Annotated in this window: 25 protein-coding genes; 14 read left to right on the plus strand and 11 right to left on the minus strand. The window is 53.3% G+C overall.

The window, feature by feature from the left end:
• Positions 1–219 precede the first annotated feature (219 nt).
• Together HCZ99_RS05095 and truA are read left to right on the plus strand one after the other, a co-directional pair.
• Positions 220–1,440 carry an argininosuccinate synthase gene (locus HCZ99_RS05095; RefSeq protein ID WP_167445810.1) on the plus strand — a complete coding sequence of 407 codons (1,221 nt, stop codon included), beginning with the start codon at positions 220–222 and terminating at the stop codon, positions 1,438–1,440.
• Between the two features lie 153 nt (positions 1,441–1,593).
• The gene (gene truA, locus HCZ99_RS05100) at positions 1,594–2,340 is read left to right on the plus strand and encodes a tRNA pseudouridine(38-40) synthase TruA (protein ID WP_167445811.1); all 747 of its coding nucleotides are present in this window, start codon (positions 1,594–1,596) and stop codon (positions 2,338–2,340) included.
• A gap of 26 nt (positions 2,341–2,366) precedes the next feature.
• Here truA and HCZ99_RS05105 read toward each other — a convergent pair whose 3' ends face one another.
• Positions 2,367–2,813: a MarR family winged helix-turn-helix transcriptional regulator gene (locus HCZ99_RS05105; protein ID WP_167445812.1), complete on the minus strand. Its 447-nt coding sequence runs from the start codon at positions 2,811–2,813 to the stop codon at positions 2,367–2,369.
• Between the two features lie 111 nt (positions 2,814–2,924).
• On the opposite strand from HCZ99_RS05105, the gene HCZ99_RS05110 reads away from it, so the two are divergent.
• Positions 2,925–3,392, plus strand: coding sequence for a hypothetical protein (locus tag HCZ99_RS05110; protein ID WP_167445813.1), 468 nt, complete (start codon positions 2,925–2,927; stop codon positions 3,390–3,392).
• A 411-nt stretch (positions 3,393–3,803) separates the two neighbouring features.
• On the plus strand, positions 3,804–5,507 hold the full coding sequence (locus tag HCZ99_RS05115) for a methyl-accepting chemotaxis protein (protein ID WP_167445814.1): 1,704 nt from the start codon (positions 3,804–3,806) through the stop codon (positions 5,505–5,507).
• 70 nt (positions 5,508–5,577) lie between these two features.
• Here the strand turns inward: HCZ99_RS05115 and HCZ99_RS05120 are convergent, their stop codons facing one another.
• The 4 genes from HCZ99_RS05120 to HCZ99_RS05135 form a co-directional block, all read right to left on the minus strand.
• On the minus strand, positions 5,578–6,303 hold the full coding sequence (locus HCZ99_RS05120; protein WP_167445815.1) for an LrgB family protein: 726 nt from the start codon (positions 6,301–6,303) through the stop codon (positions 5,578–5,580).
• On the minus strand, positions 6,300–6,686 hold the full coding sequence (locus HCZ99_RS05125) for a CidA/LrgA family protein (protein WP_167445816.1): 387 nt from the start codon (positions 6,684–6,686) through the stop codon (positions 6,300–6,302). Before HCZ99_RS05125 ends, HCZ99_RS05120 begins: the two co-directional genes overlap by 4 nt.
• Before the next feature lie 195 nt (positions 6,687–6,881).
• On the minus strand, positions 6,882–7,217 hold the full coding sequence (gene arsC / locus HCZ99_RS05130; protein WP_167445817.1) for an arsenate reductase (glutaredoxin): 336 nt from the start codon (positions 7,215–7,217) through the stop codon (positions 6,882–6,884).
• A gap of 88 nt (positions 7,218–7,305) precedes the next feature.
• On the minus strand, positions 7,306–8,022 hold the full coding sequence (locus HCZ99_RS05135) for a regulatory protein RecX (protein WP_254869431.1): 717 nt from the start codon (positions 8,020–8,022) through the stop codon (positions 7,306–7,308).
• A gap of 85 nt (positions 8,023–8,107) precedes the next feature.
• Here HCZ99_RS05135 and HCZ99_RS05140 point away from each other — a divergent pair, with 85 nt between their 5' ends.
• The 5 genes from HCZ99_RS05140 to HCZ99_RS05160 all read left to right on the plus strand — a co-directional run bounded on the left by HCZ99_RS05140 (position 8,108) and on the right by HCZ99_RS05160 (position 13,084).
• Positions 8,108–8,917, plus strand: a complete 810-nt coding sequence (locus HCZ99_RS05140; protein WP_167445818.1) for an ABC transporter permease — start codon at positions 8,108–8,110, stop codon at positions 8,915–8,917.
• Between the two features lie 229 nt (positions 8,918–9,146).
• The gene (locus HCZ99_RS05145) at positions 9,147–10,304 is read left to right on the plus strand and encodes an aspartate aminotransferase family protein (protein WP_167445986.1); all 1,158 of its coding nucleotides are present in this window, start codon (positions 9,147–9,149) and stop codon (positions 10,302–10,304) included.
• A gap of 25 nt (positions 10,305–10,329) precedes the next feature.
• On the plus strand, positions 10,330–11,247 hold the full coding sequence (gene argF, locus HCZ99_RS05150; protein ID WP_167445819.1) for an ornithine carbamoyltransferase: 918 nt from the start codon (positions 10,330–10,332) through the stop codon (positions 11,245–11,247).
• Between the two features lie 144 nt (positions 11,248–11,391).
• Complete coding sequence (locus HCZ99_RS05155) at positions 11,392–12,351, plus strand: Hsp33 family molecular chaperone HslO (RefSeq protein ID WP_167445820.1); 960 nt, start codon at positions 11,392–11,394, stop codon at positions 12,349–12,351.
• Between the two features lie 136 nt (positions 12,352–12,487).
• Positions 12,488–13,084: a hypothetical protein gene (locus tag HCZ99_RS05160; protein WP_167445821.1), complete on the plus strand. Its 597-nt coding sequence runs from the start codon at positions 12,488–12,490 to the stop codon at positions 13,082–13,084.
• Positions 13,085–13,219: 135 nt separating this feature from the next.
• Here HCZ99_RS05160 and HCZ99_RS05165 read toward each other — a convergent pair whose 3' ends face one another.
• From HCZ99_RS05165 to acs, 4 genes are all read right to left on the minus strand, one after another.
• Positions 13,220–14,284 carry an alpha/beta hydrolase family protein gene (locus tag HCZ99_RS05165; protein ID WP_167445822.1) on the minus strand — a complete coding sequence of 355 codons (1,065 nt, stop codon included), beginning with the start codon at positions 14,282–14,284 and terminating at the stop codon, positions 13,220–13,222.
• 155 nt (positions 14,285–14,439) lie between these two features.
• A complete protein-coding gene (locus HCZ99_RS05170; RefSeq protein WP_167445823.1) occupies positions 14,440–15,294 on the minus strand; it encodes a universal stress protein in 855 nt (284 codons plus the stop codon).
• A 17-nt stretch (positions 15,295–15,311) separates the two neighbouring features.
• Positions 15,312–16,802 carry a SulP family inorganic anion transporter gene (locus HCZ99_RS05175; protein ID WP_368484229.1) on the minus strand — a complete coding sequence of 497 codons (1,491 nt, stop codon included), beginning with the start codon at positions 16,800–16,802 and terminating at the stop codon, positions 15,312–15,314.
• 321 nt (positions 16,803–17,123) lie between these two features.
• A complete protein-coding gene (acs, locus tag HCZ99_RS05180) occupies positions 17,124–19,067 on the minus strand; it encodes an acetate--CoA ligase (protein ID WP_167445824.1) in 1,944 nt (647 codons plus the stop codon).
• 546 nt (positions 19,068–19,613) lie between these two features.
• Here acs and HCZ99_RS05185 point away from each other — a divergent pair.
• The 3 genes from HCZ99_RS05185 to def all read left to right on the plus strand — a co-directional run bounded on the left by HCZ99_RS05185 (position 19,614) and on the right by def (position 22,780).
• Entirely contained in the window at positions 19,614–20,408 is a 795-nt protein-coding gene (locus tag HCZ99_RS05185; protein WP_217701454.1) for a glutamate racemase, read from the plus strand.
• Positions 20,409–20,543: 135 nt separating this feature from the next.
• Positions 20,544–22,073: a DNA recombination protein RmuC gene (gene rmuC / locus HCZ99_RS05190; RefSeq protein ID WP_167445825.1), complete on the plus strand. Its 1,530-nt coding sequence runs from the start codon at positions 20,544–20,546 to the stop codon at positions 22,071–22,073.
• A 188-nt stretch (positions 22,074–22,261) separates the two neighbouring features.
• Entirely contained in the window at positions 22,262–22,780 is a 519-nt protein-coding gene (gene def, locus HCZ99_RS05195; protein ID WP_167445826.1) for a peptide deformylase, read from the plus strand.
• A gap of 53 nt (positions 22,781–22,833) precedes the next feature.
• Here def and HCZ99_RS05200 read toward each other — a convergent pair whose 3' ends face one another.
• On the minus strand, positions 22,834–23,913 hold the full coding sequence (locus HCZ99_RS05200) for a methyltransferase type 12 (RefSeq protein ID WP_254869432.1): 1,080 nt from the start codon (positions 23,911–23,913) through the stop codon (positions 22,834–22,836).
• Positions 23,914–23,916: 3 nt separating this feature from the next.
• Between HCZ99_RS05200 and fmt the strand changes: the two genes are divergently transcribed.
• On the plus strand, positions 23,917–24,843 hold the full coding sequence (gene fmt, locus HCZ99_RS05205; RefSeq protein WP_167445827.1) for a methionyl-tRNA formyltransferase: 927 nt from the start codon (positions 23,917–23,919) through the stop codon (positions 24,841–24,843).
• Entirely contained in the window at positions 24,843–25,397 is a 555-nt protein-coding gene (locus tag HCZ99_RS05210) for a GNAT family N-acetyltransferase (protein WP_167445828.1), read from the plus strand. The genes fmt and HCZ99_RS05210 overlap by 1 nt, the downstream gene beginning before the upstream one ends.
• 16 nt (positions 25,398–25,413) lie before the next feature.
• Here the strand turns inward: HCZ99_RS05210 and HCZ99_RS05215 are convergent, their stop codons facing one another.
• Entirely contained in the window at positions 25,414–26,397 is a 984-nt protein-coding gene (locus HCZ99_RS05215; RefSeq protein ID WP_167445829.1) for a LysR family transcriptional regulator, read from the minus strand.
• Positions 26,398–26,535 lie beyond the last annotated feature (138 nt).

Raw genomic sequence — 26,535 nt, forward strand, 5'->3', positions numbered from 1 at the left:
CCAATCTTCGGCCTTGCCCCTTACTAGTGTTTTCCTATACTCCGCGCTCAAGGTCTAGGGCTCTTTATGCAAGATGTCGCAGATTTTGCATAAAGAGCCGTCGGAGCGCCATTAAGGCTTTCGGGGCCCGACGTAATCAACAGATTGCGTCTATGACAGGGAAGCGGACAAATCTGTTCCATTCCCTGAATTGTATTAAAAAAGAAAGGCGTCACTGCAATGAGCGATCAGGTCAAAAAGGTGGTGCTTGCCTATTCAGGCGGGCTTGATACCTCCATCATCCTGAAATGGCTGCGCGAACAATATAACTGCGAAGTCGTGACTTTCACCGCCGATCTCGGCCAGGGCGAAGAGCTTGAGCCAGCCCGCAAAAAGGCAGAGATGTTTGGCGTGAAGCAAATCTTCATCGAAGATCTGCGCGAAGAATTTGTCCGCGATTACGTCTTCCCGATGTTCCGCGCAAATGCCCTGTATGAAGGTGTTTACCTGCTGGGGACGTCGATTGCGCGCCCCTTGATTGCCAAGCGTCAGATCGAGATCGCCAAAGAAGTTGGTGCCGATGCCGTGTCGCACGGCGCAACCGGCAAGGGCAACGACCAGGTTCGTTTCGAACTTGGTTATTATGGCCTGAAACCTGACGTTAAGGTGATTGCACCTTGGCGTGAGTGGGATTTGAATTCCCGTACGGCCCTTTTGGACTTCGCCCAAAAGCATCAGATTCCGATTTCGGCCGACAAAGCTGGTGGCGATGAGCCGCCCTATTCGACCGATGCCAACCTTCTGCACATTTCGTACGAAGGCAAGGCCCTTGAAGATCCGTGGACCAAGCCGAACGAAAATATGTTCGTGCGCACGGTATCGCCGCAAAATGCACCTGATGCCATCACCACCATCGAAATTGAATTCGAAAAAGGTGATCCGGTTGCCATCAACGGCGAACGCATGAGCCCGGCAACCTTGCTGACCAAGCTCAACGAACTGGCCGGCAAGAACGGTATTGGTCGTCTTGATCTGGTTGAAAACCGTTACGTTGGCATGAAGTCCCGCGGTGTTTACGAAACTCCGGGCGGCACGATCATGCTGACCGCACACCGTGCGATGGAAAGCATCACGTTGGACCGTAATGCAGGGCACCTCAAAGACGAGTTGATGCCGCGTTACGCCGAGATGATCTATAACGGTTACTGGTGGTCGCCAGAACGTCAGGCCCTGCAGCGCCTGATCGATGACACCCAGCGTTCAGTCAACGGCACCGTGCGCCTTGACCTTTATAAAGGCAACGTGACCGTGACCGGACGTAAATCACCAAATTCGATCTATTCCGAAGAACACGTCACGTTCGAGGCCGACACCGTTTACGACCAGCACGACGCAGAAGGCTTCATTAAGCTGAACGCGCTGCGCCTGCGTCTTGGCTACGGCAACGACGACTTGAAATAATCACACCTGTTGTGTGTGAAGACGGGAACGAGGGGTGTCAAAGCCCCTCGTTTTCTTTTGTTAGGCCCGATATCGGGATATAACGAGACCACATCGCGTCACGCTATGCCGTGCCCGGCGACGGGTATGCGCCACACTGAATTTTGAGAGCCCATGCAACGCTATAAATGCACCGTGGAATATGATGGTCGCCCCTATCACGGGTGGCAGTATCAGGACGAAGTGATTTCGGTTCAGCAGGTCTTTGAGGCCGCAATCGAAAAATTCGTCGGTGAATTTGTGCGTGTCTATGTCTCGGGCCGGACTGATGCCGGGGTGCATGCTCTGGGTCAGGTTGTTCATTTTGATTTGGCGAAATATTACCCGGCCGAAGCAGTGATGAATGCGATCAACCACTACCTGAAACCGGCCCCTGTGGCGGTAAAGCAGTGTGAGGAAGTCTCAGAAGACTTCCATGCGCGGTTTTCATCCAAAAAACGCTACTACATGTATCGGATCATCAATCGCCGTGCGCCGCTGACATTTGAGTCCGGCCTTGCGTGGGGGGTGTATAAACCCCTTGATATTGATGCGATGAACGAAGCGGCCCAGCATTTGATTGGGACATTTGATTTCACCAGTTTCCGTGCCAGCGAATGTCAGGCCAACAGCCCGATCAAGACGTTGGAAAAACTGGAAGTCACGCGCAGCATCGAAAACCCGCTTGAAATCCGCATTCACACCGAAAGCCGGTCTTTCCTGCATCATCAGGTGCGTAATATGGTCGGCACACTGGTTTTGGTCGGCAAAGGAAACTGGAAGCCGATTCGCGTGAAAAAGGCGCTGGAAGCGCGCAATCGCGCGGCAGGTGGACCAACATCACCGGCCGATGGGCTTTACTTTGTAAAGGTCGATTACTGATCAGCGATCAGACCTTGTCCTTGCTTTTATTTGGACGGATCGTCTGCCTGTGACAGGGCTGCCGTCACTTTGGTAAGTGCCTCCAGGAATACTTGGCGCTCCTGACTGTTTAAACCCGACAATGCAGTTTCGTTGACCTGATCAACGATGGTTTTGATCTGGGCGGCGTGTGCAAGTGCCGAATCGCTAAGACGAATGTGCGTGATCCGTCTGTCGTTTTGATCCTTTTCGCGGATAATCAAGCCATCGCGGTCCATGCGGTTCAGGGTTGCGGCCATTGTCGGCTGTTCAATGTCAGCGCCAAGGGCAAGTTCCTTTTGGGTCCGCGACCCGCCATCAGACAAGGCAAAAAACACCGGCAAGTAACCGCTGCCAAGGGCCAGAGGTTTAAGTTTGCGGTCAATCACTCGGGCGAACAGGCGGGCCGCCCAGTTGGTCATATAGCCAGCAGATTTATGACGTGTAAGGGGCATTGGCTTTCCAGTTCTTCAGGTAAATGCATAGCTTGCTATGTAATATATAGTATGCTATTTAAATACGTGTGGCGCCACATCGCAATCATTGATCATCAAAGAGAGATTCCGATGTCCACACATACCCGTCGTCCTTTATCCATCCTGCACCGGATTGCCGGTGTCATGGCCCTGTTGTTGATCGCTACTTTCTGGATTTCGACCGTCATCGTCGAATTACGTGGAAATATCGCAGAGATTGTCATGGTCAAAACGGCTGTTGCCTATGGTCTGTTGGTTCTAATCCCGTGTCTGATAACAACGGGGGCATCGGGCTTTCGGTTATCGGGCGGTAAGAAGGCAGGCTTGCTCGGCGTAAAGCTGCGTCGCATGAAAATCATCGCGGCCAATGGCGTGTTGTTTTTGATGCCCTGTGCCATATCGCTTGCCTTGATGGCCCAGCACGGGCGTTTTGACGCTGTTTTTACCATTATCCAAGGGATCGAGCTTTTGGCTGGGGCAATCAATATCTATTTGATCGGACGTAATATTCGCGACGGCATCCGTCTTGTGCGACCAGCAGGCATCTTGAGCAACTGATGTTTCTGGTAATGGGCCTAGCATTGTGAAGGTTGATTACTCATCCACGCGCAAACCGCGTATGCGTCAATCATCAAAGCCGGCTGATTATTGGCAAAAATTCTATGACATGAAGCAATACCAACCTGTGCCAAACTTGGCGCAGTGTTTGGTGCTTGTCGTTATTTAAATAATCATTTTTACTAATAAATAAATGCCGCGTTGCGAAAGTAATTCAATATAACCAGCACGTTGGGGGCGTTTTATACTTTATACTTTTAGTTTATGCGTCATGCCTTATAGTTGGAAATCTTCTTAAAAGAAGAGAATGCTTTTTATCCTGACGCAAGATCAGGAAAGCTTGGTGGGGTCGCGCCGAATTGGGCAGGGTTTCAGCGAAAAAAAGGCTGAAAAAGTGGGAAGTGAGAGATCATGTCGAAAAGTCTGATTTTAAAAGTGGCGCTTGTGACGATCGCTATTTTGATGGGGGGGATCATCTTGTTGGGTGCCCTGATCATGCAGCGGATCGATCAGCAGGTGGCCGACGATAGTCTGGCGTCGCAAAAACTAAATCTGCGTGTTGCTGCCCTTTTGCTGCAAGATGCAAATCCCGACTTCAAAATGCAAATCACCAAGGATGGCGAAACATCCAAGCTGGTAATGTCCGAAATTCCGGACTTAACATCGCATGAACTGATTGACCGGATTGGTACGGCGACCGGGCAAACGGCAACTGTGTTTGCTTATGTTCCCGCAGAACAAGATTTTATCCGGGTGTCGACCAACATCATCAAACCAGATGGCACGCGTGCGGTTGGCACGATGCTGGGGAAAGGCAGTGCGGCCTATGATCCGATCATGGCCGGCAAAACATTCCGCGGCGAAGCCCTTATTCTGGGAACGGAATATGTCACGCAATACAGCCCGATCATGACGCCTGGCGGCGATATTTTGGGCATTTTGTATGTCGGCATCAAAAAAGCAGAAGTCGCCGCCGTTGCCGGTGCCATCGAAACCCGCATCGTGATTGTGGGTTTGATCGTTGCCATCGTGTCAGCGGTACTTTTGTTCGTGATGCTGCGTCTGCAGCTTGGCCCGCTTCGTGTATTGGGGCACACCATTTCGCGCTTCGTCGAACGTGACTTTAGCGAAGAAGTATCCTTTACCGAGCGCAAAGATGAAATCGGCCTGATTGCAAATGGGTTGGTGCGCTGGCGCGAAGCTGCCGAAAAAATCGAGGAAGCCGAAGAAGCCCGTGTGATTGCTGAAAAACGCACTGTGGAAGAAGCCGTTGAACAGCGTAACCGTCTGGCGGTCGAGCTGGAGCAATCCATTGGTCAGATCGTCACATCGGTACGTGCGGCAACGGGCGGCATGTTGAAATCGACCGAAACGATGCGTCAGTCTGCCAATCATTCGGTCAATCAAAGCAGAACGGTCTCAGAAGCAGCCAATGAGTCGGCCCGCAATGTTCAAACGGTGGCCTCGGCGACCGAAGAGCTTTCAGCATCGATCAGCCAGATTGGTGGCCAGATGCAAGAATCAACGTCGATTGCGCAGGCCGCAGTAAGCGAAGCATCGCGGGCCAATGAAATGGTCGGTGGCCTTGCCGAAGCGGCCGAACGCATTGGCGAAGTGGTCAGTCTGATTAACGATATTGCATCACAGACCAACCTTTTGGCCCTGAATGCGACGATTGAGGCCGCCCGTGCTGGTGAAGCTGGCAAAGGGTTCGCCGTGGTTGCGCAAGAAGTCAAAAACCTTGCCAACCAGACGGCCAAGGCAACCGATGAAATTGCCCAGCAGATCGGGGCAATTCAGGATGAAACCAAGGTTACCGTGGATGCCATCGAGAAAGTCACCCAGACAATCTCGTCGATCAGCGAAATTGCCAACAGCATCGCGTCATCCGTGTCCGAGCAAAACGCGGCCGTGACCGAAATTGCCAACAGTGCAACAAGCGCGTCGACGGGGTCGAACGAAGTTGTCGCCAACATGGATGAAATCCACGAAGCGGCCAGCAACAGCGGTGCTGCGGCGGGTGAACTTGATGTGACTGTTGCCGATCTTGCCAAACAGATCGATACCCTGCAGGACACAGTTTCAGAGTTTCTTGTCCATCTGCGTGCAGGCTAATCAAAAATGTCGGGTGGGCCAAAAGTGACATGCTTTCGGCCTACCCGAATATCGAGTTAGCTGAAAATCCTCAGCCAAATATCCAATGCCACAGGAACGGAATGGTGATGGCGGTGGCCATGGTGTTAAGCCCCATCGCCAAGCCGGAAAATGCGCCCGCCGTTTCATTCACCTGAAACGCGCGTGCGGTGCCGATCCCATGTGATGCAACCCCCATGGCAAAACCACGCGCCCGCCAGTCTTTTAACCGCGCCATGTTCATCACCATCGGGCCAAGCGTTGCACCGACAATACCCGTTGCGATCACACACACAGCCGTTAGGGCCGGCACACCGCCAATGTTTTCGGCAATGCCCATGGCGACCGGCGTGGTGACTGATTTCGGCGCCAAGGATGCCAATGTTTCCGGGCTGGCGCCAAGCAGCCACGCCAATAGAACGGTGCTGGCACTGGCGACCAATGATCCGAACAATACGCCAAATACAATTACCGGCATCGCGCGTTTAAGTGTCTCGGTCTGACGAAACAGCGGCACGGCCAAGGCAACGGTTGCTGGACCCAGCAAGAAGTGCACGAACTGCGCCCCCTCAAAATAGGTGGCATAGGGCGTGTCGGTGACGTGCAAGACAAACGCGATCAGGGCAATCGCAATCACCACCGGATTACAGACTGGGTTACGGTTGCTTTTTTGATACAGCCAAAACCCAATGGCATAGGCCACCAGCGTGATCGTAAGGCCAGTCAACGGCTTGGTCGACAAATAGACCCAAAGCTGTGTGATATCGGTATCGATCATGATGCATCCGATCCGCTATCGGTGGCGGTCACGCCGGAACTTGACGTATGTTTGGGCAAAAGTTTGGACATCAGAACCGCCGTCAGAACGATGGTCAGCAAGGTCGACACGATCAACGCCGCGGCGATCGGCAGCCAGTCGCCTTTCAGGCGGTCAATCTGTGTCACAACGCCGACACCGGCAGGCACAAACAGCAATGAAAAATGCATCAGCAAATTATCAGCCGCATCGGTCAGAACCTTGGGCGGCTTTCGACTGATGAGCAGGCCAAAGAACAGCAAAACAAGCCCGATCACCGGGCCGGGAACAGGCATGTCGAACAATTCGGATATGACTTCGCCAAATAATTGGCAAACAAGAATCAGGGCGAATGCGGCAATCATTACTGGCCTCCCGATAGGTGCGGTTTGTTTCTGGTTTCTAAGCCTATGACATAATGGCATTCGGGGCCCTAGACTTTTACTAATAACGAAAAACGCCCGTGCCAAACTGGCACAGGCGTTTGCTTTGGTCGGTTTTGGCATCGCGCTTGGCGGGCCAAAAGCCGTGTGTAACCGATGGTCGGTTACGCGATTTGATTACAGAATATCGAGCACGTTTTCCGGCGGGCGGCCCAATGCTGCCTTGTGGCCATTGACCACAATCGGGCGTTCAATCGCACGCGGATGGGCGCAAAGGGCTTCGATCAATTCCTGTCCGCGCAGATCGGCGATGCCTTCTTCTTTGGCTTCTTTCTTGCGCAGGATGTCTTCGGGCTGCATGCCGAGCATATTGATCAGTTCAGCCAATTCTTGCGGAGTTGGTGGGGTATCAAGATAGAAAATCACATCGGGTGTGATGCCCTTTTCTTCGATTAAGGCCAATGTCTGGCGCGATTTCGAACAGCGCGGATTGTGGTAGATGCGGACCATCATGTGTCTATTCTCCGTATCGCAGAAGGGGTTCCTAACGGCTTACCCTAGTGATAGCGGCCTTTGCGCCCATGATCAAATGTACTGGTGATCAAATCCCATCAATCATCGATAGCAAATCAGCCAATTCATCTAAATCGCTATTGATGATACGGGTTGCGGTGTCATAGCCAAATCCCTGTCGGGCAAGGGCCGCCATATCCTTTTCGCGTTTTTCATCGCGGATATCAGGGCGGCGCCACGGGCCAAGACGACGGCGCCGGGCATAGGCCGCGGCAGCGGCAATGTTTGGATCGGTGCCCCGTACTTCTTCATAGGCGGCCTGATCTGCTTCGGCCTTAAGTTCTTTAATGGCGTGATCAATCTGGTGCGATGCAATGCCGCGTGCCGAAAGGTCGGCGGCAATCACGCGGATTGCCTTGCCTTTGCGCAAAAGTGATCTGGCACGGCCCATGGCATAGGCATCATCATTGATAAAACCGGCTTTTTCACAGGAGGCCAAAACCGACTTCATCCAGTTTTCGGCTTCTTCCGGATCGGTGCCATATTCGGCAACCGATAAGCGGATTTTCCCGCGCATCAGTTTTTCAAGCCGCGCACGCGAAGCGGCAAACCGTTCAAGATACCAGGTCGCGTAATTCATCAAATAATCGCGGGTGACACGGCGTGGGCGGTTGGGTTCACGCTGTTTGTTTTTGCCATTTTGCCGGTTTGACGTCGAAAAACGGGCGTTTCCGACAGACTTGTTTTCGTCGTCAGACGTGCGGTTTTCCGGGCTTTGGCGCTGCTTTTGTGTCATGTCGGCCATAATGAATAAATACGCACCCTTGCAACTAGGGGCCTAGTCTCCTTATTTTACCGGCAATTGTCTGCATTTTTCCGAAGGAAATTCTATGAAAGAGTCAGAGCAGCTTGCTCTTGCCCCCCGTCATATGGGCGCGGTGAACTGGCTTGGTCTTTGGACGCTGTATGCCAAGGAAGTGCGACGCTTCCTGAATGTGTATCTGCAAACCATTGCGGCCCCGGTCGTCACCAGCCTGTTGTTCCTTGCTGTGTTCCTGCTGGCCCTTGGCCGCGCGGTTGAAACGGTGAATGGAATTGCGTTCGCAGCGTTTCTTGCGCCCGGCCTGGTCATGATGACCATGGCGCAGAACGCCTTTGCCAACACATCCAGTTCACTTACGATTTCAAAGGTACAGGGCAATATTGTCGATGTTTTGATGCCGCCATTGTCACCCGGTGAAATGGTGGCGGGCTTTGCCTTTGGTGCGGTCACGCGCGGCGTGATGGTGGGTGCGGTAACCGCAATTGCCATGGCATTCTTTGTCGACATCCAAATCCATAACTTTTGGGCGATCTTGTATTTCGGGGTGTCCGCATCCTTGATGCTCGCCCTTTTGGGGATTGCCGGGGGTGTCTGGGCCGAGAAGTTTGACCATATTGCCGTGGTGACAAACTTTGTCGTCACCCCGCTTTCGTTCTTGTCAGGCACCTTTTACAGTGCGGAAAGCCTGCCCGAAGCCGGTCAGGTATTGGTGCACTTCAACCCGTTCTTTTACATGATCGACGGGTTCCGCTATGGCTTTACCGGGATTTCGGATGGCACCATCATGACAGGCGTCGTTGTGTTGGCTGCGGTTAACGCGTTGCTGTGGTTGCTGTGCTATCGCATGATCAAAAGCGGTTACAAGCTTAAGGCGTAACCCGCCCGCCAGACATTTGGCGCAAAATCAGGTTTATGGGCAGCATCAAAATGCAGATGCTGCCCATTTGCATTTTTGCAGTGCGGTTCTAAGTGGTTTTGCGTCGTTGACAGGGGGTAGGAAACTCTTGATACTCCTCGGCTTCGCGGTATTCTGCCGACATTGACCAAATGGTCAGGAACCAAGTTTTTACCCTAATTCGAGGAATGAAAAAGTGATTACTCCCGTCATGCCGACCTACGCGCGGGCCAATTTGGCCTTTGAGAAAGGTGATGGACCTTATCTCGTGGCGCAGGACGGCCGACGATTCCTCGATTTCGGGTCTGGCATTGCGGTGAATACCCTTGGCCATTCGCACCCGCACCTTGTCAAAGAACTGACCGAACAGGTGAGTAAGCTTTGGCATACGTCGAACTTGTATCAAATGCCCGGTCAGCAAAAACTGGCCGAACGTTTGGTCGCCAATAGCTTTGCCGATACGGTTTTCTTCTGTAATTCCGGTGCTGAAGCCAACGAAGCGGGCATTAAGATGCTGCGTCGGTATCAGCATGTGTCAGGGCACCCGGAAAAGAACCGGATCTTGGTCGCGACCAATGCGTTCCATGGCCGGACCTTGGGCACGCTAACCGCCGGATACAGTGAAAAATATCGCGAGGGCTTTGGCCCGATGCCAGACGGTTTTGATCGGGTCGCATTTGGCAATATGAATGAATTGCGCGATGCGATTACCGAAAATACCGGTGGCATTTTGCTTGAACCCATTCAGGGGGAAGGCGGTATTTGCAAGGCCCCGGACGGATACCTTGAAGGGGTGCGTAAGGCCGCTGACGAGTTCGGTTTGCTTGTGATGTTTGACGAAGTTCAAACCGGCATTGGCCGTACCGGCAAGCTGTTCTGTTATGAATGGTCCGACATGCAGCCCGATATCGTGTCCTCTGCCAAGGGGCTTGGCGGTGGGTTCCCCATCGGCGCACTTTTGGCAAATGAAAAGGCCGCTGCAGCCTTTACGCCGGGCATGCACGGGACGACCTTTGGCGGTAATCAGCTGGCAACAGCAGCCGCCAATGCGGTTCTCGACGAAGTTCTGAAACCCGGTTTTATGGACAATGTTGTCGCCATGAGCGGTTTGCTCCGCGATGGACTTGATGCGATTGCCCGCAAACATCCGGGCTTCATTGATGAAGTGCGTGGCATGGGCCTGCTTTTGGGCATGAAAATGGTGCCAACCAATGGGGATGTTGTCGCAAAGCTGCGTGAATTGAACCTTTTGACGGTTCCGGCGGGCGATAATGTCGTGCGTCTTTTGCCGCCGCTTAACATCACCAAAACCCATGTTGACGAGGCGCTTGCAGCAATTGATGCCGCGGCCGCCGCTTTTGCGCAGTAATGGCGTGCAGTAAGGAAATTGATCTATGACTGATATTCGCCACTTTCTTGATCTTGACGTTCTGCCATCAGAAACGCTCAGCGATATTCTTGCCCTTGGGGATTCCGAAAAAGCCGGCAAAGCGCCGTTTGGCGATAAGCCGCTTGCCGGAAAAACCTTGGCCCTGATTTTTGAAAAACCCTCGACGCGTACCCGTGTATCCTTTGAAGTTGGCATGCGTCAGCTTGGCGGGGATGTTGTTGTGCTTGATGCCGACAGCAGCCAGCTTGGCCGCGGTGAAACCATTGCCGATACGGCGCGCGTTTTGTCGCGTTTTGTTGATGCGATCATGATCCGCACCACCGATGAGTCGAAATTGCACGAAATGGCAAAATACGCCACGGTGCCGGTGATTAACGGTCTGACTGATCAAAGCCATCCGTGCCAGATCATGGCTGACCTGATGACGGTCAAAGAACATAAAGGCCGTCTTGACGGGCTTAAGTTCGCGTGGGTTGGCGATGGCAACAACGTTTTGACATCCTTTGTTCATGCGGCAACTAAATTTGGTTTCGCGCTTGATATGGCATGCCCGGTCGGATATCGCCCGCAGCAGGGATTGATCGAAGCTGCGAATTCTGACGGTGCCAACGTGCGTTTGACCGACCTTGATAACGCACTTGCTGATGCAGATGTGGTTGTGACCGATTGCTGGGTTTCGATGGGGGACAAGGATTACGATGCCCGTATGGAAGCGTTGGCACCTTATCAGATCAACAGCAAAACCATGGGCCAGGCCAAGGATGATGCGATTTTCATGCATTGCCTGCCGGCACACCGTAATGAAGAAGTCACCGACGAGGTGATTGACGGGCCGCAATCAGTTGTCTTTGACGAGGCGGAAAACCGACTGCATGCGCAGAAGGGTGTTCTGCTATACTGCTTTAACGGCTTGCCATCTTGATATTGCGGCCTAAATAGGACGGTATCAGAAGGGGTGGCTTTGGCCGCCCCTTTGTTATGATATGGTATTTGGCGCTTGATGAAAGCGTCTCGACAAGAATGGGTCGGCCTTGTTATACGGCCCAAAACAACATCGGAAGCCAACATGCAGATCGCTGTCGATTTTTGCCAGCCCTTTACGCTGGACCATTCCAACATTCGCGGCCGCTTTACGCGCCTTGGCCCATTGGTGCAGACCATCATTGGTCAGCATAGCTATCCGCCGCTTGCCAACCATTTGTTGGCTGAGCTGATCGGGCTTGCGGTGCTGTTGTCTTCGTCGCTGAAATATGACGGGCTTTTCACCCTTCAGACATCATCGGATGGACCGATCAGCATGCTGGTGGTCGATGTCGATAGCGAGGGCAATGTGCGCGCGTGTCTGCGTGTGGATGAAGACCGCCTCAATACGCTGATCGCCGCCGAAGAAGGTGGCGAAGAAGCCCTGCGCGGACAGGTTCTTAAACTGATGGGCAACGGGCATATTGCCTTTACCGTCGATCAGGGTGATGAGCATGAACGCTATCAGGGGATTGTATCGCTTGAAGGCAAAACCCTTGCTGAATGTGCGGAAGCCTATTTCAAACAGTCCGAGCAGCTTGAAAGCAGCTTCAAGATTGAAGTCCACAGCGGTGAAACGGTTGCCGATTGGTGGGTTGGTGCGTTGTTCCTGCAACGTTTGCCGGTCAGTGCATCGGGCGATGCCGCAACCCCGGAAGAAGCCGAAAAGGTTGCAGAAGACTGGAACCGCGCGACCATTTTGATGAACAGCGCGACCGCAAACGAAGTTATCGACATCTCGCTGTCTGCACACGATCTGATTTGGCGTCTGTTCCACGATGAAGAGCCGCGTGTATATGAACAGGCTAATTTGCAGTTCAAATGCCGTTGCTCGCGCCAGAAAATCGAAGGCGCGCTTGTGACCTATCCGCTCGATGAATTGCTGTCGATGCGCGAAGACGCCACGGGCGAAGTCGCCGTATCGTGCCAGTTCTGCAACACGCGCTATGCCTTTAACGAAGCAGACCTTCGCACGCTTAAGGCCGATGAAAGCCAAGCTTCTTAAGGTATCGCAGGGCTTTAGGTGGGTAAATGTGACCTCGTCATAGCCTTGCCTTAATCCTCACGCAACGTCACCGTGGAACACCAGATCCATGGTGACGTTTTTGTTTGTGATTTGAATGACGAGGGAGTTTGATTTCATGAAGGTATTGTCCATCAATGGCATGCGTGCAGCCTTTGCCGGTGTAATGGTTGCGCTGCTGGCGGCTTGCACCAGCACGCCGGTGGCAAATTACCCGGATGTCACTTGGCGTCATCTTGACCCGATTGTGTTTTCTGCGGGCCCGGTTGAAAAAGTCGCAGCATGGGAATCAAAGGTCAAAGGATCACTGGCAAGCAGCTTGCCGTTTAGTATCGGCAAAATGGCAATGAACTGGCCTGATGACCGCATCCAGACGGCAGGTACCAGCGATATGCTGCGGTATTCGGTCACAGAAGCCTCAATCACGTCAAACCCGCTTAAAACCACCGGCGGGATCAAAGGTGCCTTCACCGATGATCAGTCAGAACGCATTGATCTGAAAGTTGCCGCCAAACTCGAACTTCTTGATGCCAACGGTGTTCAGAAGGGCGAAGTACAGGCCATGGCGGAACGGTCCCATACCCTTTCAGAATCAATGTCAGTCGCAGAGCGTGAAAAAGTCATCTATGACGAAACAGCTGTCGTGCTGATGGATTTGGACCGCGAACTTGAACGTCAGATCAACGCCAATCTTAGTCGTTTTCTGGTGCGTTAATCAGACGGCTAAAATCGGCTGAATTGACCAAAAATTGGCAATGTAATGCCCGAAAAAAGCCCGGCAGAATTACTGCCGGGCTTTCTGTTTATGTGGTGATTTACGCCATGGCGCCGACGCGCGGGCAAACCGTGCTTAGTATTTGCGGTTCAAAAAATCGATGATCAGTTTGGTTGCTTGTTGGTGAACCTCTTGGCGCACATTTTCCTGCGGCGCGTCCCCGTCTAGGCAAATGATGCCGTCACCGGGCACGTCGTTTTCAAGGATGGGAATTGCGCCGGGTTTGCATTGGGGCAGGAAACTGAAATGTCCGGCTTGATCAATCACATGAACATCGGTTGATGGACCCGGAAGGTGCTTATTCAGGTAACCGGTTTCAAGCGCGTGGGGTACTTTGGGGTTCGGGCTGCCCGCTGCAATCAAAAGAACCGGGATATCGATTTTTGCCAGGCTTTCGGGGGTAAAGCCGCGCGCCAATCCAAGATCAATGCTGACCACCTTGGAAACCGTTGGTTCACGGCCCGATTGGGCAAGTGATTTTTGATCGGACGCGGTTTCACCGACGCCAAAATCGACAACCATATCGCAGGCCGCAAGTTCAGGATGGGTGGCGCAATCATCCAGCATGCGTTTGGCATTCATCCGCGCCCCTGCAACTTCCAATGCTGTCCATCCGCCCAATGAATGGCCGATGACAGCAATATCGTCCGCTTTGATCAGGGATGCCCACGCGGGATTGGTGGTTAAAGCACTAATCACCTGATGGATGTCCTGCGGGCGTTTCCAAAGCATGCGGCCTTCTTTGGGTTGCATGTCGCGGCTGGTGGTGCCGGGATGGTTGATCGCCACAACAATGCGCCCTTGGCGCACAAGTTCCGTGGCCAGCCAACCCTGGTTGCGCCAATTGCCACTTAGTCCGTGCGATAGAACGACCAAGGGATGGTGCCCCGCCAACGGAGTGGCATTGGGACGGACGTCTTCGCCAAAGAACACAATGTTGTCGGCAATTTTTTGTGTGGGTTGGTCATCCTGCGATGGATACCAGATGCCGCCTTTTAGGGTGCGTTGATCAGGATTTTCTGCCGATAGTGACAGGGGTTTAAACCCGACGTCGCTGGCAGATGCCGCACCCGACAGTAAGGTGATTACGGGGATGACGAAAAACAGAAGCATAAAGTGGGTCACATCAAGACCTTTCATGAGGAATAAATCGACTGTTTGATCAATGACCCGGTTGATCGCGTTTGGCGTCCTAAAACCCGTTTTAGGACGTTTGGGACAAAAAAATACCCCCGCCAATGATAGGGCAGAGGTATTTTTAATCTTACCATTCCGAAATTCGGATCTGGACCGGATTAGCGGAACATCATCACCGGTACATGGCACGAACGGACCATTTCGGTGGTGGTGCTGCCGATGATCAGGCTGCGGATACGCGAATGGCCATAGGCGCCCATGACCAGAAGGCCGATATTGTCCGCTTCGATCCGGTCCTTAATGACGTCTTCGGGCTCACCCTTGGCAAATTGGGCATCGACGCTATAGCCGCCTTTGCGCAAGATGTCGGCGGCATCATCAAGTTTTTTCTGCATGCCCTCGGTTGGTTTACCAACACACAGCAAGGTGCAAGGCAACCCGGTAAACAGCTTACCTTCGGCAATGTGGCGCACGGCTTTCATGGCACTTTCGCCGCCATCAAACGCGATCAGGAACTTCTCGATCGGCTTAAACGCGCGCGACGCGACAAGAACCGGTTTCTTTGCCGCACGCACCACGCGTTCAAGGTTTGATCCCAAATGCAATTTGGCAAAGTCTGCCGCTTCGCCGCGCTTGCCCACCACGATCAAATCGGCATCGCCTTCGAACTCGGCAATGGATTCAATCAGGTCGCCATGGCGCAGTTTGGTACCAACGGTGGTCAAGCCAGCTTCTTCAAGACCGGCTTTGGCATCTTCAAGCAGCAAACGGCCGCGTTTTACGTCAAGCTTGGCTTTTTGCTCGTCAAGGTCGGACAGTTCTTTGAGCAACGCCGAACGCGCGCCAAGTTTAAGATTGCCACTAAGGTCAGCACGTTCCGAACCAACCCCGCGTCGGCCAAGAACATGCATCAAATCGACGGATGCGTTTGTGCGCTCAGCAACCCAGCGTGTCAGATCCGCCACGCTTTGCGAATAGCCAGACCCGTCAATCAGTGCGATCAGATGTGTCATGGATCGTTCCCTTATCCCTAGTGGCCCATCAGGCGATCAAGCGCGCCGGGCTTATCATGGATGGCCAGTTTATCGACAATTGTCTCGCTGGCTTCATTGAGACCGATCAATTCGACTTCGGCCCCTTCGCGACGGAACTTCAATACGACCATATCAAGGGCAGCAACACTTGAAATGTCCCAGATATGTGCGTGGGTGACGTCAATCGTGACTTTATCAAGTGCTTCGCGGAAATCAAAAGCGTCCGAGAAGTTTTCAACCGACGCAAAGAAGATCTGACCGCGGACTTCGTAAGTCCGATGGTTGCCATTGCGGCTCAGCGTGCTGGTAACCCGGAAAATCTGCGAGATTTTCCAAGCAAAGAAAATACCCGACAGCAGAACACCCACCAAAACCCCGATCGCCAGATTGTGCGTGCCAACCACGGTAATCACGGTGGCAAGCATCACAATCGACGAACTGCGCGGATGGTGCTTAAGGTCCTTGATCGACGACCAGCTAAATGTCCCGATCGATACCATGATCATGATGGCAACAAGGGCCGGCATCGGAATGATGGCCACCAGATCGCCCAGAACCACAATCAGGATCAAAAGGAAAATACCCGCAAGGAAGGTCGACAAACGGCCACGCCCGCCCGATTTGACGTTGATCACGGACTGACCAATCATCGCACAGCCCGCCATGCCGCCGATAAAACCGGTAAAGAAGTTGGCAATGCCTTGGCCGTAACATTCGCGCGTACGGTTGGACGATGTATCGGTCAACTCGTCGACGATCTGTGCGGTCATCAGGCTTTCCAACAGACCGACAGCCGCAACACCCGCCGAATAAGGCAGAATGATCAGAAGTGTTTCAAGGTTCAGCGGAATGTTCGGCAGATAAAACGCCGGGAAGGCATCAGGCAGCGCGCCCATATCACCAACCGTGCGCACATCGGCATGAATGGCCACCGACACAAAGGTCAGAACCACAATGCACACCAGTGGCGACGGAATGATTTTGGTAATGCGTGGGAACAGATAAATAATGCCAAGCCCGCCTGCGACCATCACATAGGTCATAAAGCTGACATTGGTCAGTTCGGGCAATTGCGCCATAAAGATCAAAATCGCCAGCGCGTTAACAAACCCGGTCATCACCGATTTGGACACAAACGTCATCAGATTGCCCAGACGCAGCACACCGGCAATCATTTGCAGCACACCGGCCAAAACCGTTGCGGCCAGCAAGTAATCAAGTCCGTGATCGCGGACAAGCGCGCCCATCAGAACAGCCGTGGCCGCAGTCGCCGCCGAAATCATGCCCGGACGCCCGCCAAAGATCGCGGTGATCACAGCGATTGAGAAGGACGCATAAAGCCCGACTTTGGGATCAACCCCGGCAATGATCGAAAAGGCGATGGCCTCTGGAATAAGGGCCAGTGCAACAACAAGGCCCGAAAGCACATCGCCGCGAATATTGCCAAGCCATTCAGCCCGCAAACGCGGTAGAAAATCGCTGTTCACAGAAAATCTCCGTATCCGTAAGCCCACTGTTTTCACGGGGGTGTCCGCGGGGCTGGAATGTCATCAGGGGGTAGATGCAAAACCCGTCAGCCAAGATCATCATCGGCGACTAGGTGTTGTTACCGTCCTTACGTGCGTGGTGCTGCATGGCAGCAGGCTGTACCTATACCAATTTGAACATAAGCACAACCGCGAGGACCTGCGCAGTATTGCCGGTTTCATCTGTTCAAACCGGGGCATAAACGAAAAAACCCGCCGACAATGCGGCGGGTTTTGCAGGCCATTTGGCCAAAGTTTTGGGTTGAAAACCTATCAGGTACCTTAGCGGTTCTGACGGTTATCAATCAGGTCATCGACAACGCCCGGATCGGCAAGGGTCGATGTGTCGCCCAGCTGATCATATTCGTTGGCGGCAATTTTACGCAGGATACGGCGCATGATTTTGCCCGAACGGGTTTTTGGCAGGCCCGGCGACCATTGCAGGTAATCGGGGCTGGCAATTGGGCCGATTTCCTTGCGGACCCATTTGATCAGTTCCATCCGAAGTTCTTCGGTCGGTTCCTCGTCAGCATTCAGCGTCACATAAGCATAGATGCCCTGACCCTTAATGTCATGGGGAACACCCACCACGGCGGCCTCGGCCACTTTGGAATGGGCGACAAGCGCGCTTTCAACTTCGGCGGTACCCATGCGGTGACCCGAAACGTTGATCACGTCATCAACACGGCCCGTGATCCAGTAATAACCATCTTCATCCCGACGTGCGCCATCACCGGTCGTATAGACGTTGGCAAAGGTGCTGAAATAGGTCTGGATAAAGCGTTCATGATCGCCGTAAACCGTGCGCATCTGACCCGGCCAGCTATCCTTGATCACAAGATTGCCATCGGTGGCCCCGTCAAGTTCCTTGCCCTCGTTATCCAAAAGGGCCGGTTCAACGCCAAAGAACGGCAAGGTTGCCGAACCCGGTTTCAGGTCGGTCGCCCCTGGAAGCGGTGAAATCAGGATGCCGCCGGTCTCGGTTTGCCACCATGTATCAACAATCGGGCAGGTGCCCTTGCCGACATGCTGGTTATACCATTCCCATGCTTCTGGGTTGATCGGCTCGCCCACGGAACCAAGGATACGAAGCGACGACAGGTCGGCCTTGTTGACCCAGCTTTCGCCTTCGCGCATCAGGGCACGGATCGCGGTCGGTGCGGTATAGAAAATGTTGACCTTGTGCTTTTCACAAACCTGCCAGAAACGCGATGCGTCTGGATAGCTTGGCACACCTTCAAACATAAGGGTCGTGGCACCATTGGCCAGCGGTCCATAAACGATATAGCTGTGACCGGTCACCCAACCGACATCGGCGGTGCACCAGTAAATATCGCCTTCATGGTAATCAAAGACATATTGGTGGGTCATCGATGCATAAACGAGATACCCGCCAGAGGTATGCAAAACGCCCTTTGGCTTGCCGGTTGAACCCGATGTGTACAGCACAAACAGCGGGTCTTCGGCATTGACTTCGGTCGGCGGGCAATCGGGGGACGCGGCGTCGCAAACTTCGTGATACCAAACGTCGCGCGCATCGTTCCATGCAACGTCTTTGCCGGTGCGTTTAACCACAACCAGCTTTTCAACCGATTTGACACCCGGATGTGACAGCGCTTCGTCGGCATTGCGTTTAAGCGGGATCGCCCGCCCGCCGCGCAGACCTTCGTCAGACGTAATCACGACTTTCGCGCCGCAATCTTCAACACGTCCAGCAAGCGCCTCGGGCGAGAATCCGCCAAACACGATGGAGTGGATTGCACCGATGCGCGCACAGGCCAACATGGCAACGGCGGCTTCGGGGATCATCGGCAGATAAATGACAACGCGATCACCCTTGCCAACGCCCATGGATTTAAGCGCATTGGCAAATCGGCAGGTGCGCTCATGCAGGTCGCGATAGGTGATGTTTTCGGAAACATTGGGATCATCACCTTCGAAGATGATGGCCGTTTGATCACCGCGTTTTTCCAGATGACGGTCAAGACAGTTGGCCGAAACGTTCAGCGTGCCATCTTCGTACCATTTGATGTAAAGGTCTTTGGCGTCATAGCTGACATTTTTGACGGTGGAATACGGCTTCATCCAGTCAATGCGCTTGCCATGTTCGCCCCAGAAACCTTCCGGGTCCTCAATCGACTGTTTGTACATCGCGTCATATTTTGTTTTGTCGATCAGGGCATTTTTCGCGATGTCGTCGGGGACGGGATAAACGTTCGCAGACATATGTGGCCTCTTGTTCGTTTCCTGTTGTCTGTACGTTCGTATCGAACACCCGCCCGCTTAAGATTTGGTGGCTTGGGCCGATACGATATTCCGGTGCGGTTCAGGGTCAGACCCTTTGCGGATATGGCCGTTCCATAACGGCCCATGAGCATGGCAAACCTGATCCTGTCGCTTAGCGCCCTATGCTAGTGCGCCGAGGGTCTTGATGGAATACAACTTAAGACGGGGGCAAAATGCCAAACGAACGGCAGATTGCTTTTTCAAGATCCATCTTATCGCTGCCCGGGTTGCCTGTTTTGGGATGCGGCGGTGGGGACCCGTGCGGCAGAGAATGCTGTATCCGCGATATGTTATTGAAATGTAGTTCCAATTTCCAACATCGCCAGTTCCAACTGCACAAAAGAATTCGGTAATTTTAGGGCGCACTGGCGTGGTGTGTTTTGGAATTGACCGAATAAAACAGATGCAAAGACGCCAGGTGGCTCTTAAATACTCGCGCAATTGACCCAATCCACTTTGTTTTAAAACATCATCAAAGGCCCGAACATGACCCAAACCGATCTGATTTCGCCGGTGGCGGTTTTTGATGCCGGCATCGGAAGCTATTCGATTGTTGCGCGGATTCGTGAAAAATGGCCCCAAAAAGACATCGTCTATTTGGCCGACCGTGCGAGCTTTCCGTATGGGCGCAAAGATTCGGACGAACTTGGGCAAGTGATGTTGCGGACCATCCATTTTTTGGAAGGCTATCATCCAGCGAGTATCGTCATTGCGTCCAATGCCCCGTCGATCATGGTACTTGAAACGATCCGCAACAAAGTGAAGACGCCACTTGCAGGTGTGACACCGCCGCTTGCCGAAGCGATTGAAAAGTCCAAGACAGGGCATGTTGCCATCATGGGGGTTCAGTCGTTGGTGGAAAGCGTGATGTTTGCCGATTTCATTGCCCCCTTTGCGGGGCAAGCAACGGTTTCCGGCCTTAATGCGTCACCCGCGATTGATCATGTTGAAAATGGCGATTTCCTGTTTAAGCCAGATGTGACTCAGGCAACGGTTGATCGACTGGTGTCAGAAATCCGGGCTGCCGATCCGTTGATCGATGTGCTGACACTTTCCAGCACTCACTTGCCATGGTTGCGCGACTATTTTGAACGTGCCGCGCCAGATTGCATTTTCCTTGATCCGGCAGATGCCATGGTCGAACAGCTTGATATTGGTCCGATGGGACATGGAAAGATCCATGCGATTGCGACCGAGGCGCCTGGCTATGAGATTGCTGAATTTGAGCGGATGCTTGCGCGTATTGGTGTTGATCTGACCCTTGAAAAAGTAAGCTTTTAAAATCTGATTTTTGGGGATCTCCTTAACATCGGGGGGATCCCTTTTGATTGTTCTGCCAAGTGTCTGGTCTGTTGTCTGGATTTAAGAGAACAAAACAGATACAACGATACCAATTGATATCAAACGGTGGGAATTATGGATCCGATTTCTCTTGCAGCGGGCGCCATTGCGGCGTTGGTCGTCGCACTGATTTTTAGTGTGCTGATGGTCAAACGAACCAAAGAAGCCGCGATGGCCGAGGCAGAGTCGCGGACAGCCTTGCTTAATGCGCAACTCGAACAGGCCGATGTGACCCGGCGTGAACTGGCGTCTGAATTGGCTGTGATGCGTGACAAGCTTTCCGATGCTGCCGAAAAACGTGCGATTGCCGAAACAACGGCCCAGCGCGTGCCGTCGCTTGAGGCCGAGATGAAAGAACTGCGTACGGTTCTCGATCATTGGCGCGAAAAGGGGTCGGAACTTGAAACCGCGTTGGAAAAAGAACGCGAAGCCGCGGCTGAAAAGCTTGCGATGCTTGAAGATGCCAAAACCAAGCTGCTTGATAGCTTTAAGGCCCTGTCGTCCGATGCGCTTAAGGTCAATAATGACGAGTTCATGAAGCTGGCGCGCGAAAACTTTTCACGCCTGCAAGAAGGTGCCAAAGGCGACCTTGAAAAACGTCAGCAGGCAATTGACGGCATGGTTAAGCCGATCCGTGAACGGCTTGAAGCATTTGATACCAAGGTCAACGAGCTTGAGAAAAACCGCAAGGAAGCCTACGGCGAATTGCGTGAGCAGGTCGGGACTTTGGTTCAATCGCAAACCAAGCTGACCAAGGAAACCCAAACACTAAGCTCCGCATTGCGGTCCAGTTCGTCAGTATCAGGCAAATGGGGTGAATTGCAGCTGCGCCGGATTGTTGAACTGGCCGGGATGCTTAAGCATTGCGACTTTGATGAACAGGTTCATTTCAATACCGACGAAGGCGTTCAGAAACCCGATATGGTCATTCACCTCCCCGGTGGAAAGAATATCGTGGTCGATGCCAAGGCCCCAACATCGGCCTATCTTGAGGCGATTGACGAAAAATACGACGATGACCGCCGCGAAGCCTTGATGGGCACCTATGTGACCAACGTGCGCAAAGTAATCGCGGAGCTTTCGAAAAAATCCTATTGGAAGTCGGTAGATAGCCCGGAATTTGTCGTGCTGTTCCTGCCCGGTGAAAGCTTCTTTTCCGCCGCCCTTGAGCGGGACCCGCGCCTGATCGAGGATAGCTTCCGCGATGGGGTTATTTTGGCGACCCCGACCACCTTGCTCGGCTTGCTTAAGGCTGTTTCATATGGCTGGCGTCAAGAAGCCTTGGCCGAAAGTGCCCGCGATATTAGTGAAATCGGTTTGCAGCTTTATGATCGTTTGGCGGTCCTTGCCAAGCATTTCTCATCGATGGGCAAATCGCTTGAAAGCACGGTTAAGCATTATAACAAAACGCTTGGCTCGCTTGAGGGGTCGGTTCTTGTTTCAGCACGCAAACTAAAAGAAAAGCACATCGTTGCTGATGATCGCATGATCGAAGAACCCGCCGCGTCCGAAACCCATGTACGCGAAATCACCAAGATGGAGCTGTTGGGCGGCCCGGAAGACGCAAGCGGCGCTGAAATTGGCGACGAAACCACCAAGGATTAAGCGCGAAACGGGCGCTAAAAACGCCCCAAACCACGTTTGCCCATACATAATGTGGGACGGCTGATCAGATGGTTTGGGGCAGTTTGCTTGACTTGAGGTTGGGGAAACCTTATCTCGAAGCGCGAAATTCGCTATAATCGTAAGATCAACACCGTTTTAAAAACTGCTCGAAATCGGATCAAAGACCCATGGCCCTGCGTGAAATTCTTATTATTCCAGACCCGCGCCTTAAGAAAGAGTGCGACCCGGTCGAAGAGGTGAATGATGAGATCAGAGAGCTTCTTAACGACATGCTTGAAACCATGTATGCCGCGCCGGGCATCGGTTTGGCCGCACCACAGATTGGTGTGATGAAACGCGTGATCGTTTTGGATGTTTCCGATGACAAGGAAAAGCCAGAGCCGCTTAAAATGGTCAATCCGGAAATCATCTGGGAGTCCGAGGATACCTCGGTCTATCAGGAAGGTTGCCTGTCGATCCCAGAGCAATATGCAGATGTTGAGCGCCCGATTGAAGTGGGTGTGCGCTATCTTGATGAAAACGGTAAAGAGCAGGAAATCGAAGCTGATGGGTTGCTGTCGACCTGCATCCAGCATGAAGTCGATCACCTTGATGGTATTCTGTTCACCGATTATCTGAGCGCGCTAAAACGCAATATGATCCTGAAAAAGGTTCAGAAGCTTCAGAAAAGCAAAAAGTCTGCCTGACACCATCTGTCAGATGTCGCTACATGTTACGAAGGGCCGGGTTTCCGGCCCTTTTATTTTGTCGGGTCTTTAATCTTGGCGGCATCCAGACCCACGATCCAGCCTTCGCGGGTGTTAATGGCTGTGGCGGTGGGCAGGTTTTCGGCGCGTTTTCCCTCGGCAATCATGATCAACCCCATCAGGCCAATCAGCGCGTCAAACGCATCATCCTTGCCCTGACCCGGGGCAAATCCGTCTTTGATGTCGTCAAAAACGGCGGGCAGGATTTCAATGCCGTGATCCGTTGCAATGTTATGCACCGATGCGACCGCTTCTTTGCGGCTTTCCTGTTTGGATTTGGTCAAGGATGTCAGACCAAGCCAGCCATAAACTTCCCCCGGATAGGTTTCGATCACGGTCACACCGGGCTTTGCCGTACAGGCGGCAAGATCACCAGAAAACGGCCAGATGTTAAAGCCATCCTGATAACCGGGAATGATCAGGTTTTTCAGGCCATGTAACATCGCCTTGCCAACTTGATTGGCACCCAGCGTCCAAAAGGACGGGCAGGCCGCCGCGCGATCAGTTGTTGCGCGTTCGCAGTGTCGATACAGCTGATCAAACCGCGAAAGCCCAAGGCCGCGCACAAGGTGATCGCGCGTCACACTGCCCTTTACCCCGGATGCGGCGGGATAAAACGGGCGCTTAACACTGATCTGTTCAGCCGTTTTACAAACGTCAAAGAATTCCTGCCAATCAGGCGTGCGCATCAGTTCCAAAAGGTTTGCGAAGCTATCCACACCTGCGGAGTCGAACCAGTAACGGGCAAACCCAATCGGCATGTCCAAGCCAAGCCAGATGGATTGAGTTTTGGCGGCGTGGTTTAGGCCATGACGAAATTGATTAAGCATCCCAACCGGTTCAATCGCATGGATTTGCCATCCGGTATCTGTGCGGCGGGCCTTGGCGACCCAGCGGCCGGTGGCTGAGATGCTCCAGTCGGCATGCCAGATATGGTCGACAGTATATTTGCGGAGTTTGGCGCAGGCTTGGCTTGTCATTTGATCAAGATAACGCCAAATTGCCGCCAAGCGATTAAAAATACGCAACGGATACGACCGAAGCACCACCGACATGACGATGAATGGACGCATGACATGACCAAACTGCGCATTGCCTTTATGGGAACCCCGGATTTTGCCCTTGTGGCGTTAAAGGATCTGGTTGCAAGCGGGCATGACGTTGTCTGTGTCTATTCACAGCCGCCACGTCCGTCTGGCCGCGGGCAAAAGGAAACGCCAACCCCGGTGCATGCCTGGGCGCAGGAACAGGGGATCGAAGTTAGAACGCCGGTTTCATTGAAATCCGACGAAGCCAAGCAGGACTTTGCCGACCTTGATCTTGATGTGGCGGTGGTCGCGGCCTATGGCCTGATCCTGCCAAAGGCGATTTTGGATGCGCCCAAATATGGCTGCTTGAACATTCACGCGTCGCTTTTGCCGCGGTGGCGCGGTGCGGCCCCGATCCAGCGGGCGATTTTGGCCGGCGATGCGGCGACGGGTGTGACCATCATGCAGATGGATGTCGGCCTTGATACCGGCGATATGCTGTCGGTGGGGGAAATTCCGATTACGGCGGAAACGTATGCCAATGGCCTGCATGATGATTTGGCTGCCCTTGGCGGAACCATGATTGTCGATGCACTGGCAAAACTGCAAAGCGGCGACTTGACCCCGGTGAAGCAACCCGAAGACGGCGTGACCTATGCCGCAAAGTTGGAACGCGCAGAGGCCAAACTTGATTTCAATGAGGATGCCGCCGCGCTTGAACGTAAAATTCGCGCCTTTACGCCGTGGCCGGGGGCCTATTTTGAACTGGGCAAGGAACGCATCAAGGTGCAGGCCGCCGAGGTGATAGACCAATCCGGCCCGGTCGGCGAAATTCTGGATGACACGCTGACGATTGGTTGTGGCACTGGTGCGCTGCGCCCGACCCGCATTCAGCGCCCCGGCAAGGCGGTGATGGATGCCGATGCGGTGTTGCGTGGCTATGACAAGCTGGCAAAGGGGGTCAAGCTCGGCTGATGGCAAAAACTGCGACGCATATTGCGACAGATACGGTCGGTGATTTGACGATCCGGCCCGCCTTTAACCGCGATGGCGATGGCATCGCCGATCTGATTGCGCTGGTCTTTGCCGATTATCCGGGCTGTTTGTTTGACCGTGCGGGCGAATTTCCCGAACTCGATGCGATTGCCGATGATTTCAAATCCGATGATGGCCGGATCTGGGTGGCGGTGGATGCGACAGACCGGGTTATGGGCTGTTTCGGTGTTAAGTATGATGCCAGCGCCAACGAGGCCGAATTGCACAAGGTCTATCTGCATCCCTTTGCACGCGGGCAAGGCATGGCGCAACAACTGCTGGCCAAGGCGTTGGCATGGCTGGGGCAGACCCATCCCGATTGTGAAACCGTGATGCTGTGGACCGATACGCGCTTTGAAGCCGGCCATCGTTTTTACGAAAAATGCGGCTTTGCCCGAACCGGGGAAAGCCGCATTCTTGATGATCTAAGCCAATCCTCGGAATTGCAGTTTCGCTTTGATTTTAGCGCCTATCAGCAAGCGCTGACGTTTTAGGACTTTAACCTTCCCGCTATTTGTCGACATCGTGGACGGTTGTGGATGTATCGGTGGTGCCGTCACTGTTGCGGCGAACGGCACGCGCATCGCGGAAGCCAAGCTCCCACGGTGGGACCGGGGTGAATTTCTCGGCCAGGAAGTCGACAAAGGCACGGACCTTGGGCGACAGGTGGCGTTTATGCGGATACACCGCCGAAATCCACGCCTGATCATGGACATATTCGGTCAAAACCGGCGTCAGACGCCCGGCGCGAATGTCTTCATGCACCAGATATTCGGCCAAACGCGCCATGCCGAGACCGGCGACAACCGCCTCGTGGAGCACGTCACCGTCATTGGCAGAGAAGGAGCCCTGAGCCCTGAACGATACATGGCCATCCGGGGTTTCGAAATGCCAGTCATTGAAGCTTTCGCGCGATGACAGATGCAAACAGTTGTGGTTTTCAAGTTCCTGAGGCTTGCGCGGAATACCGTTCTTTTCGAGATATTCCGGCGATGCGACGATCATGCGGCGGTTGACCGCATATTTACGCGCAATCAGCGATGAATCCTCGAGCGCGGACAGACGAATGGCAAGGTCATAGCCATCGTTGACAAGATCGGTGAATTTATCATCAAGCGTCAATTCAATGCGCACATCGGGATAGCGCGCCAGAAATTCCGGGATCAGCGGTACGACCTGCATTTTCGTAAACGCGACCGAGGCATTAATCCGCAAGGTGCCGCGCGGGGCGGCATAAAGCTGGGTTACGACTTCTTCGGCTTCTTCGATCTCAGTCAGGATCGTGCGCGCACGTTCGTAAAAGGCGCGGCCTTCTTCTGTCAGGCTAAGCTGACGGGTGGTGCGCATCAACAGACGCGCACCAAGGCGGTCTTCAAGGCGCGATATGTATTTTGAAACAGCTGACGGCGACAAGCGCATTGTCCGGGCTGCAGCCGAAAAGCTCCCCTCTTCGACAGCATGGACAAAGATTTCCATTTCAGCAGCGCGATCCATATCTCGACGATCCTATTTATGACGTTCTTTCACAAGTAATGTGCATATTGAGGGAATTCTCTTTCGCCGTAAAGGAAATTAGATTGGGTTCATCGAAAGCGACGGGGTCGTCGCACAAACCGAATTATCAGGAGGTCA

The sequence above is a fragment of the Thalassospira lucentensis genome, assembly GCF_011806425.1.
Taxonomy (GTDB): Bacteria; Pseudomonadota; Alphaproteobacteria; order Rhodospirillales; family Thalassospiraceae; genus Thalassospira; species Thalassospira lucentensis_B.